Annotated in this window: 9 protein-coding genes; 1 reads left to right on the top strand and 8 read right to left on the bottom strand. The window is 57.4% G+C overall.

Translation table 11 applies throughout. The features are described 5' to 3' along the window. Nucleotides 1-104: 104 nt before the first annotated feature. The 8 genes from rpsA to purU all read right to left on the bottom strand — a co-directional run bounded on the left by rpsA (nucleotide 105) and on the right by purU (nucleotide 11761). Nucleotides 105-1799, bottom strand: a complete 1695-nt coding sequence (gene rpsA / locus QPM17_RS15790; protein ID WP_285391813.1) for a 30S ribosomal protein S1 — start codon at nucleotides 1797-1799, stop codon at nucleotides 105-107. Between the two features lie 131 nt (nucleotides 1800-1930). Further along, the gene (gene cmk / locus QPM17_RS15785; protein ID WP_285391812.1) at nucleotides 1931-2611 is read right to left on the bottom strand and encodes a (d)CMP kinase; all 681 of its coding nucleotides are present in this window, start codon (nucleotides 2609-2611) and stop codon (nucleotides 1931-1933) included. After that, nucleotides 2611-4839 carry a bifunctional prephenate dehydrogenase/3-phosphoshikimate 1-carboxyvinyltransferase gene (locus QPM17_RS15780; protein WP_285391811.1) on the bottom strand — a complete coding sequence of 743 codons (2229 nt, stop codon included), beginning with the start codon at nucleotides 4837-4839 and terminating at the stop codon, nucleotides 2611-2613. Before QPM17_RS15780 ends, cmk begins: the two co-directional genes overlap by 1 nt. 1 nt (nucleotide 4840) lies before the next feature. Continuing rightward, the gene (gene hisC, locus QPM17_RS15775; RefSeq protein ID WP_285391810.1) at nucleotides 4841-5980 is read right to left on the bottom strand and encodes a histidinol-phosphate transaminase; all 1140 of its coding nucleotides are present in this window, start codon (nucleotides 5978-5980) and stop codon (nucleotides 4841-4843) included. A gap of 29 nt (nucleotides 5981-6009) precedes the next feature. Further along, complete coding sequence (pheA, locus tag QPM17_RS15770) at nucleotides 6010-7110, bottom strand: prephenate dehydratase (protein ID WP_285391809.1); 1101 nt, start codon at nucleotides 7108-7110, stop codon at nucleotides 6010-6012. Between the two features lie 2 nt (nucleotides 7111-7112). Then, the gene (gene serC / locus QPM17_RS15765; RefSeq protein WP_285391808.1) at nucleotides 7113-8195 is read right to left on the bottom strand and encodes a 3-phosphoserine/phosphohydroxythreonine transaminase; all 1083 of its coding nucleotides are present in this window, start codon (nucleotides 8193-8195) and stop codon (nucleotides 7113-7115) included. Beyond that, entirely contained in the window at nucleotides 8179-10779 is a 2601-nt protein-coding gene (gene gyrA / locus QPM17_RS15760) for a DNA gyrase subunit A (protein ID WP_285391807.1), read from the bottom strand. The genes serC and gyrA overlap by 17 nt, the downstream gene beginning before the upstream one ends. 127 nt (nucleotides 10780-10906) lie before the next feature. Then, nucleotides 10907-11761, bottom strand: coding sequence for a formyltetrahydrofolate deformylase (gene purU, locus QPM17_RS15755; RefSeq protein ID WP_285391806.1), 855 nt, complete (start codon nucleotides 11759-11761; stop codon nucleotides 10907-10909). Between the two features lie 135 nt (nucleotides 11762-11896). On the opposite strand from purU, the gene ggt reads away from it, so the two are divergent. Beyond that, nucleotides 11897-13633: a gamma-glutamyltransferase gene (gene ggt / locus QPM17_RS15750; protein ID WP_422732777.1), complete on the top strand. Its 1737-nt coding sequence runs from the start codon at nucleotides 11897-11899 to the stop codon at nucleotides 13631-13633. The last annotated feature ends 12 nt before the right edge of the window (nucleotides 13634-13645 follow it).

Below are 13645 nucleotides of genomic sequence, written 5' to 3'. Positions count from 1 at the left end.
TTGGATAGCCGGTTACCAGCTCCTCGCTCTAGTTTAGCCAAACCAGAAAAAAACACAAAAAAAACGGGCTCTTAGAGCCCGTTTTTTTATACCAACCGGAAAACTTATTCCTTATTGGCGTTTTGCTGCTGCATCTGCTCCTTGATGAGATCACCGATGGTGGTCGCACCAGAGGAAGATTCAGCCGTCTTCGCACGAACACCTTCCAGTGCCTGCTTGTCGTCTTCAACGTCCTTGGACTTCACAGACAGGTTGATGACGCGGTTCTTACGGTCAATGCTGATAATCTTGGCTTCTACTTCGTCGCCTTCGTTCAGCGCGTTGCGTGCATCTTCAACACGGTCACGGCTGATTTCAGAGGCTTTCAGAACGGCTTCAACTTCGTCGTTCAGGGTGATGGTGGCTGCCTTGGCGTCAACAGCGGATACCGTACCCTTAACAATGGAGCCTTTGTCGTTCAGCTGGACAAACTCGGCGAACGGATCGCTTTCCAGCTGCTTGATACCCAGGGAGATACGCTCGCGCTCGGGATCAACAGACAGGATAACGGTCTCAACTTCGTCGCCCTTCTTGTATTCACGGACAGCTTCTTCGCCAGTCTCGTTCCAGCTGATGTCTGACAGGTGAACCAGACCATCGATGCCACCGTCCAGGCCGATGAAGATACCAAAGTCAGTGATTGACTTGATCTTGCCGGAGATGCGGTCGCCCTTGTTGAACCTGCTGGAGAAATCTTCCCAGGGGTTGGGTACACACTGCTTGATACCCAGGGAAATACGACGACGCTCCTCGTCGATATCCAGAATCATCACGTCCACTTCGTCGCCTACCTGAACGACCTTGGACGGATGGATGTTCTTGTTGGTCCAGTCCATTTCGGACACGTGAACCAGACCTTCAACACCTTCTTCCAGCTCAGCAAAGCAGCCGTAATCGGTCAGGTTGGTTACACGCGCGGTAACCTTGGTGCCTTCCGGATAACGACCCTTGATATCCACCCAGGGATCTTCGCCCAGCTGCTTCAGACCCAGAGATACGCGGTTGCGCTCACGGTCAAACTTCAGAACCTTTACGTTGATCTCGTCACCGACATTGACGATTTCGCTCGGATGCTTGATGCGCTTCCAGGCCATATCGGTAATGTGCAGCAGGCCGTCAACACCACCCAGATCCACGAACGCGCCGTAGTCAGTCAGGTTCTTGACGATGCCCTTGATTTCCAGACCTTCGGTCAGGGTTTCGAGCAGAGCTTCACGCTCGGCACTGTTTTCAGCTTCCAGAACGGCGCGGCGGGAAACAACCACGTTATTACGCTTCTGGTCGAGCTTGATAACCTTGAATTCGAGTTCCTTGTTCTCCAGGTGCGCAGTGTCGCGAACCGGACGAACATCTACCAGAGAGCCCGGCAGGAAGGCACGGATGCCAGCCAGATCGACGGTGAAACCACCCTTGACCTTGCCGTTAATAACACCCTTAACCACTTCTTCAGCTTCGAAGGACTTCTCGAGTACCTTCCAGGCTTCTGCACGCTTGGCTTTCTCACGGGACAGACGGGTTTCGCCGAAGCCGTCTTCAACAGCGTCGAGAGCTACGTCAACAACGTCGCCAATAGCAACTTCCAACTCGCCTTTTTCGTTGAGGAACTGGGAGGCGGGGATAACGCCCTCGGACTTCAGTCCGGCGTTAACGGTGACCCAGTCGTTATCGACGTCAACTACGGTTCCCTGAACGATGGAACCCGGTTGCATGTCAATTTCTTTTAGGCTTTCTTCAAAAAGATCCGCAAAGCTCTCGCTCATTATGTGTCCTATGTGATCAACGCAAGTTTACTCCGTGCTACCAGCAACACGGTCTGTTAGTTTCGATCCGGATTCAGCCAGTGGCTGGCCGATAACGCCAAATCCGGAATTTCAACGACAAAAAGGTGTAGTCAGGCCTGACCTGCAGCGGCCATAACCCTGACTAGCACCTCTTCTATACTCAGACCTGTCGAATCAATGACTTGCGCATCATCCGCGGGCCTGAGCGGGGCGGCGGCGCGGTTCATGTCCCGCTCATCGCGCACCCGTATCTCCTCTAAAAGGGCATCAATATTAACATCGACCCCCGCGTCCTTCAACTGGCTGTAACGTCTTTGCGCACGCTCTTCGGCGCTGGCGGTCAGAAATATCTTCACCGGCGCGTCCGGAAACACCACCGTGCCCATATCGCGGCCGTCCGCCACAAGCCCCGGGGGCTTGCGGAAATCGCGCTGGCGCTGCAGCAGCGCGTCCCGCACCGGCTGCATCACGGCGACCTTCGACGCGTTGTCGCCACAGGTTTCCGTACGTATATCTGCGGTCACGTCCGTACCGTCCATCAGCACCTTAACCGGCTCACCCGGCGGCGTTGGCTCAAACGCCACATCCAGATTGGCGGCAACGTCCACCAGCGCGGGCTCATCGTCCAGCGACACACCCTTGCGCTCTGCAGCCAGGGCAGTCAGGCGATACAGTGCTCCGCTATCCAGCAGGTGCCACCCCAGCTTTCGGGCCAGCATCTGTGTGATGGTACCCTTCCCCGAGCCGCCCGGGCCGTCAACCGTGACAACGGGTGCCTTGTCTTCAGCCATCAGTCAGCCCCTTCGGCCAGGATATTGATGCCCGTGCGCCTGGCGAGGTCTACAAAACCCGGGAAAGAGGTTGCCACATTGGCGCAATCCGTCACTTCGATGTTGCCTTCGGCCCGCAATGAAGCCACCGAGAACGCCATGGCAATGCGATGATCCCCGTGGCTGTTGACGGTACCACTGCCCATGACCTGGCCACCGTCGATAACAATGCCGTCTGGCGTGACCGTGGTTTCGACGCCCAGGGCGCCCAGGCCATCGGCCATCACCTGAATGCGGTCGCTCTCCTTGACCCGGAGCTCTTCAGCCCCACGGAGCACCGTTCTGCCCTGCGCACACACTGCAGCGATAAACAGTACCGGAAATTCGTCAATAGCCAGAGGCACCTGGTCTTCGGGAATATCGATGCCCTTCAGATCTGCGGAGCGAACACGAAGATCGGCAACCGGCTCACCACCAATCACTCTCTCTTCAAGCACTTCGATATTGGCACCCATCAGACGCAGAATGTTGATTACCCCTACCCGGGTCGGATTCATGCCCACGTGGCGGATGGTCAGGTCTGAACCGGGGGCGATGCTGGCGGCAACCAGGAAGAACGCTGCCGAGGAAATATCTGCGGGCACATCGATGGCAGTTGCAGTCAGGCGCCCGCCACCGGTAACGCTGGCCGTGGCCATATCGCGGTGTACATGGTAGCCGAAGCCCTCCAGCATGCGCTCGGTATGATCCCGGGTGGGCGCCGGCTCAGTCACCGAGGTCACACCTTCAGCATAGAGCCCGGCCAGCAGCAGGCAGGATTTTACCTGGGCGCTGGCAACCGGCATTTCATAATGAATACCGGTCAGCACCTGGCCACCCCGTATCTTCAGCGGCGGTCTCCCACCCTCAGCGGTGTCGATCACCGCGCCCATGGCACGAAGTGGATCGGCCACCCGGCCCATGGGGCGTTTGGAGAGGCTATCGTCGCCGGTAAGCTCGGAATCGAACGGCTGCGCTGCCAGCAACCCTGAGAACAGGCGCATGGCAGTACCCGAATTGCCCAGATAGAGCGGCCCGCGCGGTGCCTGCAGGCCATTGATACCCACACCATGAATACGAACAAAGCCTTCGTCCGGCCCTTCAATGGTGACGCCCATATCGCGAAAGGCCTGCAGGGTGGCAAGACTATCTTCGCCCTCCAGAAAGCCTTTCACTTCAGTAATGCCATCCGCGAGAGCGCCCAGCATGATGGAGCGGTGAGAGATGGATTTATCGCCCGGCACGCGGATCTCGCCGGAAATCCGGCCACCGGGCTGAAGACGGAACGTTACCTTTTTCTGACTGTTGTTTGTCACGTAAGCCTGTCCTGAAAGCATCTTTGAAAAATGTTCCCGCGCCGCCTTGGCGCGACTGAAAACCCGCAACAGGGTTGTGCTGTCCTGATCAGCAATGGCAGTGCGGAGCTGATCCAGATCGTGGGTGAAATGATCAATCACCCGTAGCACCGCATCACGATTAGAGAGAAAAATATCGTGCCACATCACCGGGTCGCTGGCTGCAATACGGGTGAAGTCCCGAAAGCCGCCTGCCGCGTAACGGAAAATATCGAGATTCTCATCCTCACCAGCCAGCGTGTCCACCAGTGAAAAGGCTATAAGGTGCGGCAGGTGGCTGGTGGCGGCAAGCACTTCGTCGTGATACGCCACCGACATGGTAAGCACCGTTGCGCCGCAACCTTCCCAAAGTGCCTTCAACTTGTCCAGATCCGGCTGACTGACGTTCTCCGGTGGGGTCAGGATCACCTTGTGATTCACAAACAGCGCCGGATTGGCCGCCCGGATACCGCTTTTTTCAGAACCTGCAATTGGATGGCCCGGTATCACCCTGGCCGGCAGCTCACCAAATACCTCGCGCACATCGTTAATGAAACTGGTCTTGGTACTGCCCACATCCGTTAACACGGCGTTGTTGCCAAGGTGTGGCCGAATCTCTTCCAACACAGACTTCGCGGCCCTGACAGGCACTGCCAGCACCACCAGGTCGCTGCCGGCCACTGCCTCGGCGACAGATCCGGCGGCCTCATCAATAATGCCCAGCTCCCTGCCAAGAGCGAGCTCGTCCCCGCGCTTGTCGGCACCGACCACGGTTACGGCAAGTCCGTTTTCCCGGATGGCCCGGGCCAGCGAGCCGCCGATCAGACCAAGGCCAATGACAGCAACACGCTGGAACAGTGGCTGCACCTCGGGCACTTTATGCTCCCCGCCCGGATTCAGCGAGAGACAGGCTGTCCAGCGCCCGGGACAGGGACTCAATGAATCGGTCGTTCTCCCCGGGTAGCCCTATGGAAACCCGCAGGTGTCGGGGCATGCCATAGCCGGCGATGGGCCGCACAATCACACCCTGCTCCAGCAGTGACTGGTTAATGTCGTGGGCTTTTTCCCCTACGTCTACCGCGATGAAATTTCCCGCAGACGGAATGTAATCCAGCCCCATTTCGTCAAATGCAGTCTCAAGCTGTTTCATGCCTTCCGCATTCACATCACGGGAGCGCTGTAGGTAGTCTTCATCGTCCAGAACGGCAGTCGCCGCTGCCAGCGCCAGAGTATCCACATTAAATGGCTGACGCACCCTGTTAAGAACATTGGCTATTTCCGGCGAGCTGATACTGTAGCCAACCCGCAGCGATGCCAGACCCCAAGCCTTGGAAAAAGTCCGCGTAACGATCAGGTTGGGGTATCGTTCAAGCAATGACAGACCGTCTGCATACCCTTCGCCCTGCAGGTATTCACAGTAGGCTTCATCCAGAACAACTATTACGCGCTCTGGAATACGGGCCAGAAATGCCTCGATTGCTTCTGCGCCGTGGACCGTACCGGTGGGATTGTTCGGGTTGGCAACGAACACCAGTCTGGCGCGATCGGTTACTGCCTCTGCCATGGCATTGAGATCATGACCATAGTCTCTGGCGGGCACCGAGACGCCAGTGGCGCCAATCGCCTGAGTCACCAGCGGATACACGGCAAACGCGTACTGGGAAAACACCACTTCCGACGCGGGATCGGCAAAGCATCGGGTAATCACTTCGAGAACATCGTTGGAGCCGTTACCGAGGGTAATCTGCGCTGGTTTTACATTAAAACGCGAGGACAGCGCCTGCTTGAGTGTATATCCATTACCGTCAGGATAGCGGCAAAGCTCATCCAGTGCGTCCCTGACCGCCGACAGCGCCTTTGAACTGGGCCCCAAGGGATTCTCATTGCTGGCCAGTTTGATAATGCTGTCCGGGTTGAGACCCAGCTCCCGGGCCAGCTCATCGATGGGCTTGCCCGGCTGATAAGGGGATAGCGCCTGCACACCTTTGACTGCCAGACTTTGGTAATCAATCGACATCTCACCCTTCCTCAACAATCCGTGATTCGTTACAAAACCCCGATGGGATAAGACCCCAGGCGCTTCAGTTCCACCGCCTCTTCTTCAATCTCGGAAAGCACCCTGCTGACCTGTTCGTCATCAACATGGCCTTCAAAATCGATATAGAACACATAGGCCCAGGTGCCGCTCGGAGACGGCCGGGTTTCGATGCGCGTCAGGCTCAGATTGTGCTTGTGGAACGGTTCCAGCAACTGGTAGAGCGCGCCCGGCTTGTTGCGCATGGACACAAGTATGGAGGACTTGTCATTGCCGCTGGCCGGCACTTCCTCGCGTCCGATGATCAGAAAGCGGGTGGTGTTGTCCGGCCGGTCTTCAATGCTGGTCGCCAGCATCTCCAGACCATAAAGCTCCGCCGCCATATCGCCGGCGATGGCGGCCGTGCCCGGCTCTTCCGCGGCACGCCGGGCCGCCTCTGCATTGCTGCTCACTGTGACCCGCTCGATACCATAGCGGTGGGTATCCAGCCATTGCCGACATTGGGCAAATGACTGCTGATGGGAATAGATGCGGACGATTTCTTTGTCTTTATTCTGCGGAGACACCATCAGGTGATGATGGATACGCAGCTGGACTTCGCCACAGATCTTGAGAGGCGAGGACATGAACATGTCGAGGGTATGGTTGATCATGCCCTCGGTGGAATTTTCTACCGGCACCACACCATAGTGGGCCGCACCGGATTCCACCTCGCGGAAAACCGCATCAATGGCCGGCAGTGGAACGCTGACCACGGAATGACCAAAGTGCTTGAGAGCCGCCGCCTGGGTAAAGGTGCCAATGGGCCCCAGGAAAGCGATGTGCATGGGTTTTTCCAGGGCAAGGCATGCGGACATGATCTCCCGGAACAACCGCGCCATTTCCTCACCGGACAGAGGGCCAGGGTTACTTTCCTTGATTCGCCGCAACACCTGCGCTTCCCGCTCGGGACGATAGAAAAACACATCCTCGCCGGGATGGGCTTCCATTTTTACCCGGGCCACTTCCTGAGCGCACTCTGCCCGCTTGCTGATCAGCTCCATGATCTCCCGGTCCAGCCGGTCAATTTCGTCCCTCAATTGCCCGAGACGGGCCTGCTCATCACCGCTCATGATCAGCCCCGCTCCTTCGCAAATACGGTCATGTAGTCAATCAATGCATCAACCCCGGCCTCTGGCATCGCGTTGTAGATGCTGGCTCGCATACCACCAACGGAGCGATGGCCCTTGAGATTCAGCAGGCCACGCTCCTCTGCCCCTTGCAGGAACGCGCTGTTAAGTGACTCATCCGCCAGGGTGAAAGGCACATTCATCCAGGAGCGGAAACGCGGAGAAATCGGGTTGGCGTAGAAATCATTCTCGTCGATAAAGCCATACAGCTTGCTGGCTTTGCGACGATTGATCTCACCCATCGCTTCGACACCGCCCTGCTCTTTCAGCCATTTGAACACCAGGCCGGCGAGGTACCAGGAATACGTAGCAGGCGTGTTGTACATAGAACCATTATCAGCAATCACCTGGTAGTTCATCATGGTAGGCGTCATCTTCAGGGCGCTGCCCAACAGATCCTTGCGAATGATCACCACCACCAGGCCGGACGGGCCGATATTTTTCTGGGCACCCGCATAGATCAGACCGAACCTGGACACATCCACCGGTCGAGAAAGCATGGTGGAGGACATATCCGCAACCAGCGGCACGGAACCGCTCTCCGGCACGAAGTCGAACTCCAGCCCCCCGATGGTTTCGTTGGGCGTGTAGTGCAGGTACGCCGCATCGGCATGGGTGTCCCAGCTATGCTGGTCAGGAATACTGGTGAACCCATCGGCTTCGCTGCTGGCCACCACGTTGACCTGGCCGTAGCGACTCGCTTCAGCAATCGCCTTCTTCGACCAGATTCCGGTGTTGACGTAATCCGCAGAGGTCTTGTCGCCCAGCAGGTTCAACGGAATGGTCGCAAACTGGCTGGACGCACCGCCCTGCATGAAGAGCACCGCGTAGTCGTCCGAAACTCCGGCCAGTTCCCGAAGATCTTTTTCGGCAGTTTCAGCGATTTCCACGAACGCATCACCGCGATGGCTCATCTCCATCACCGACATGCCGGTGCCGCGCCAATCCAGCATTTCTTCCCGTGCCTGTTGCAGCACGGGCTCCGGCAGGGTTGCCGGGCCTGCACAAAAGTTATACGCCCTGCTCATCGTCCTCACCATCTACGCTGGCCTCACCATCTACAACGGTCTCGTCTTCCGCATCGGTTTCAGCAATACGCTCAACGCCCACAAGGCGCTCATCTTCCTGGCTCAGCTTGATCAGGCGAACACCCTGGGTATTCCGGCTCAGAACCGATACTTCGTCGGTGCGGGTACGCACCAGCGTACCCTTGTCCGAGATCAGCATCATTTCGTCGCCTTCGAACAGCTGCAGTGCTGTCACCAGGTTACCGTTACGCTCGGAACACTGCATGGCGATGACGCCCTGGCTGCCACGACTGTATGTGGGGAACTCGTCGAAAGCAGTGCGTTTGCCGTAGCCGTTTTCGCTCGCCGTGAGCAACATCCCACCTTCCTCGGGAATGATCAACGACACCACGTGATGCCCTTCTGGCATCTTGATACCACGCACGCCGCGGGCTGTCCGGCTCATGGGGCGCACAGCTTCCTCATTGAAACGAACAGCCTTGCCAGCTGTGGAGAACAGCATGGCTTCCGCATCGCCCTTGGTAATGGCGGCGCCAATCAGGGTGTCGCCTTCATCCAGCGACAGCGCAATCAGACCACTGCTGCGCGGGCGGGAGAAGTTCGGCAGTGGGGTTTTCTTGACCACACCAGCCGATGTTGCCATCAGCACGTACTGGTCTTCCGGATAATCGCGCACCGGCAGGAACGTGGTAATCCGCTCACCCTCTTCCAGCGGCAGGATATTAACCATCGGGCGACCGCGGGAAGCACGGCTGGCCCGGGGAATCTCGAATACCCGCAACCAGTACACCTTGCCACGGTTGGAGAAGCACAGGATGGTGTCGTGGGAATTGGCAACCAGCAGCTTCTCGACGAAATCCTCGTCTTTCATGGACGTTGCAGCCTTGCCACGACCGCCACGGCGCTGAGCCTGATAGTCTTCAACCGCCTGGGTCTTGGCGTAACCACCATGGGAAATCGTCACCACCAGATCTTCCTCATCGATCAGATCGGCGATGGTCAGGTCACGCTTGGAACTGGTAATTTCAGTCCGACGCTTGTCGCCAAACTCGGTAACAATGGCTTCCAGCTCTTCGCGAATCACCGCCATCAATCGGTCCGGATCACCCAGAATTTCCAGCAGACCCGCGATCTTCTCGAGGATCTCCTTGTATTCATTCTGAAGTTTTTCGGTTTCAAGACCGGTTAGGCGATGCAGGCGCAGATCCAGAATGGCCTGGGCCTGTTCCGGCGACAGATGATAAAGGCCATTGCGCAGGCCAAATATTTCCGGCAGGTCGTCAGGACGACAGGCATCTTCACCTGCCCGCTCCAGCATGCCCAGAACGTCACCCGGTGCCCAACCCTGGGCCATCAGTTTTTCTTTTGCCTCGGCAGCTCCCGGAGAAGCCTTGATCAGGGCAATAATCTCATCAATGTTCGCCAGCGCAACCGTCAGGCCTTCCAGGATATGGCCACGGTCGCGGGCCTTGCGCAATTCGTAGATGGTACGACGGGTAACCACTTCCCGGCGGTGGCGAACAAACGCATCGAGCATTTGCTTCAGGTTGAGGGTCTTCGGCTCACCGTTGATCAGGGCAACCATGTTGATGCCGAATACGGTCTGAAGCTGGGTATGGGCAAACAGGTTGTTGACGATAACGTCCGGATTCTCACCACGGCGCAGTTCGATCACCACCCGGATGCCTTCCTTGTTGGACTCGTCCCGCAGCTCGGAAATGCCTTCCAGGCGCTTTTCTTTAACCAGCTCTGCTATTTTCTCGATCAACCGTGCCTTGTTCAGCTGGTATGGCAGCTCGGTGATAATAATGGCATCGCGGTTGGTTTTCTTGTCGTGCTCGATTTCATGACGGGCACGGATATAGATACGCCCACGACCGGTGCGATAGGCCTCAACAATGCCGGCGCGACCGTTGATAATACCTTCGGTGGGAAAGTCGGGGCCCGGGATATGCCCCATGAGATCGTCAACGGTCATGTCCGGGTTGTCGATCAGCGCCAGGCAACCATTCACGATCTCGGTGAGATTATGGGGCGGAATGTTGGTCGCCATGCCCACGGCAATACCGGAGGAGCCGTTAACCAGCAGGTTCGGTACCCGCGTGGGCAACACTTCCGGAATCTGCTCGGTGCCATCGTAGTTGGGGACGAAATCCACCGTTTCCTTGTCCAGATCCGCCAGCAGGGAGTGGGCAATCTTCTCCATGCGGATCTCGGTGTAACGCATGGCGGCTGCGTTGTCACCGTCGATGGAACCAAAGTTGCCCTGGCCGTCCACCAGCGGATACCGCAGGGAGAAAGGCTGGGCCATACGGACAATGGTGTCGTAAACAGCGGAATCGCCATGGGGATGGTATTTACCGATGACATCACCCACCACACGGGCGGACTTCTTGTAAGACTTGTTCCAGTCGTTGTTCAGCTCGGACATGGCGAACAATACGCGGCGATGTACCGGCTTGAGGCCGTCCCGCACGTCCGGAAGCGCACGGCCAACGATAACGCTCATGGCGTAATCGAGGTAGGACTGTTTCAGCTCGTCTTCAATATTTACCGGCAGGATCTCTTTGGCTAACTCACCCATCGAGAAAGGTTCCTTTGCATTTGCTGGAAGTCGTTTCAGGGCCCTTCAGAGCACCCCATAGTTATTCTTTAACAAGCGGCCAATACTACCACATTCAACCCTTTAGCGGAGCATATGGCAGTGTCCGTCAGTCAAAAACCACGGTCTTGTTTTCGTAGGTGATCACACGGTCTTCAATGTGCGCCCTCAACCCCCGGGACAGGGCATTTTTCTCCACGTCCTTACCCAGGCGCACCATATCCTCGATGGAGTCGCTGTGGCTGATGCGGATCACATCCTGCTCGATAATGGGGCCTTCATCCAGATCCTGCGTTACGTAGTGGCAGGTGGCGCCGATAAGCTTCACACCCCGGCTGTACGCCTGGTGATATGGCCGGGCGCCGGCAAACGATGGCAGAAAGCTGTGATGGATGTTGATGACCTTGCCCGAGTATTTTTCGCACAGACTGGCCGGCAGTATTTGCATGTACCGGGCCAGAACGACCACATCGGCCTCGTACCCTTCGATCAGACCGTCCACTTCGCCGAAGGCTTCGTCGCGGTTGTTCTTGTTCACAGGGATGTAGTGGTAGGGTATTTCGTGCCACTCCACCATTCGCCTGAGGTCTTCATGGTTGGAGATAACGGCAACGATCTCGGCGTTGATTTCCTTGCTGTGCCAGCGGTGAAGCAGGTCTGCCACGCAGTGGGACTCCTTGCTGCACATGAGGATAACTTTCTTGGGCTGGGCCGAATCAGCAATATGCCAGTCCATATCAAACTCGCGGGCAATAGGCTCAAAGGCAATGCGGAACTGCTCAAGTCCAAACGGAATCGAGTCGGCCTTGATTTCGTGCCGCATGAAAAACCTGCCTGCCTGGGTATCCGAGTGGTGACTCGCCTCGGTAATCCAGCCATTGTAGGTCGACAGAAAGTTACTGACCTTGGCAACGATCCCCACCCGATCCGGGCAGGAAATCACAAGACGATAGGTATGCTCCATGGAAGCCTTTCCTTAATCTGATCCGGGAAAGCGGGCGTGCGGGTTCACACCCTAAAAAATGACCGGCTATGATAGCCTATCTGAGCACCAGAAACGAGGCACAGTAACATGGACAGACACCCCCTACAGGTACGCATGAAAAAAGCCGTGCTGCGCCATTCACTGGCCGGCAGGCTGATTGTCGCCCTGACACTACTTTTACCGCTGCAACCTGCGCAGGCTGATGCCATTCTGGAGGGTGAGCGACACCACCCGGTCAAGGGATCGAACGGCATGGTCGCCACCAGCCATACACTGGCTACAGAGGTGGCGCTGGAGGTCCTCAGAAATGGCGGCAACGCCATGGATGCGGCGGTAACGGCGGGTTTTGCGCTGGCGGTCACCCAGCCGCGCTCAGGGAATATCGGCGGAGGCGGGTTCATGCTCTATGCCCCCGGCAACGGCGAGGCGATTGAAGCGATCGACTACCGCGAGAAAGCGCCGGCAGCCGCCACCGAAACCATGTTCCAGGACGAAGACGGCAACGTGGTGCCGAACCGCAGCCGGTTCACCCACAAGGCGGCGGGAGTGCCCGGCACTGTTGCCGGCTTGGCCATGGCACTGGAGCGGCATGGCACACTTTCCCTGGAGCAGGCCCTGGCACCGGCGATCAGGCTGGCAAGGGATGGATTTACAGTACCCGACCGATTTACCGAAGGTCTGGAACAGGCCCGGGATCGGCTGGCGCGCTGGCCGGCGACCCTGGAAACCTTCTACAAGGAAGACGGCTCTGCCTGGCAGCCCGGGGAACGCTTCCGGCAACCGGAACTGGCGGACACCCTCCAGCGCATTGCCGATCAGGGCATTGAAGGCTTCTATGAAGGCAAGACCGCGCAACTGATCGTGGAGGAAATGGAACGTCATGACGGCCTGATTACCCTGGACGACCTGAAAAACTACCAGCCGCAAATCCGCCAGCCGGTTCATGGCAACTACCGGGGACACGACATCTATTCCATGTCGCCACCCTCTTCCGGTGGCACTCATATTGTCCAGATTCTCAATATCCTCGAGGGCTACCCGCTGGCCGAGTTTGGCCACAACTCCGCTGCCAGCATTCACCATATGGCGGAAGCCATGAAACTCGCCTATGCCGACCGGGCCGAGTTTCTGGGGGATACGGACTTTGTAGAGGTTCCCCTTGAAGGTCTGACCAGTAAAGCCTATGGCGAGGCTTTGCGGAAAACCATCAACCCGGACAAAGCCCGACCCTCCTCCGAGATCAGCGCCGGCAACCCAAGCGCCTATGAGAGCCCGGAAACCACCCACTTTTCCATTGTTGACCGCTGGGGCAACGCCGTTTCCAATACCTACACCATCAACTTCAGTTACGGTTCCGGCATCACCGTTACCGGTGCAGGGTTCCTGCTGAACAATGAAATGGACGATTTCAGCGCCAAACCGGGCGAACCCAACGCCTATGGACTGATCGGCGGCGAAGCCAACAGGGTGGAACCCGGCAAACGCATGCTGAGCTCCATGTCGCCAACCATTGTCAGGCGTGATGGCCGCAACTACCTGGTCACCGGCAGCCCCGGCGGCTCGCGGATCATCACCACCACCTTGCAGGTGCTGCTCAATGTGATTGACCATAATATGAACATACAGTCTGCAGTCAGTGCCCCCCGGATTCACCACCAGTGGCTGCCAGATGAGATCCGCATTGAACAGGGAATCAGTCCCGACACCGTGCGGTTGCTGGAAGGTAAAGGCCACAAAGTGGTAACCGGTAGCGCGATGGGCGCCATCCAGAGCATACTGATTGACAGCGAAGGAACACTGCATGGCGGTGCGGATCCGCGCCGCAGTACATCGTCAGCCATGGGTTACTGAACCCGGGAGGTT

Source organism: Marinobacter azerbaijanicus (assembly GCF_030250645.1).
Lineage (GTDB): Bacteria > Pseudomonadota > Gammaproteobacteria > Pseudomonadales > Oleiphilaceae > Marinobacter > Marinobacter azerbaijanicus.
The sequence above is the reverse complement of the archived record's forward strand: the minus strand, read 5'-3'. Positions and strand labels throughout refer to the sequence as shown.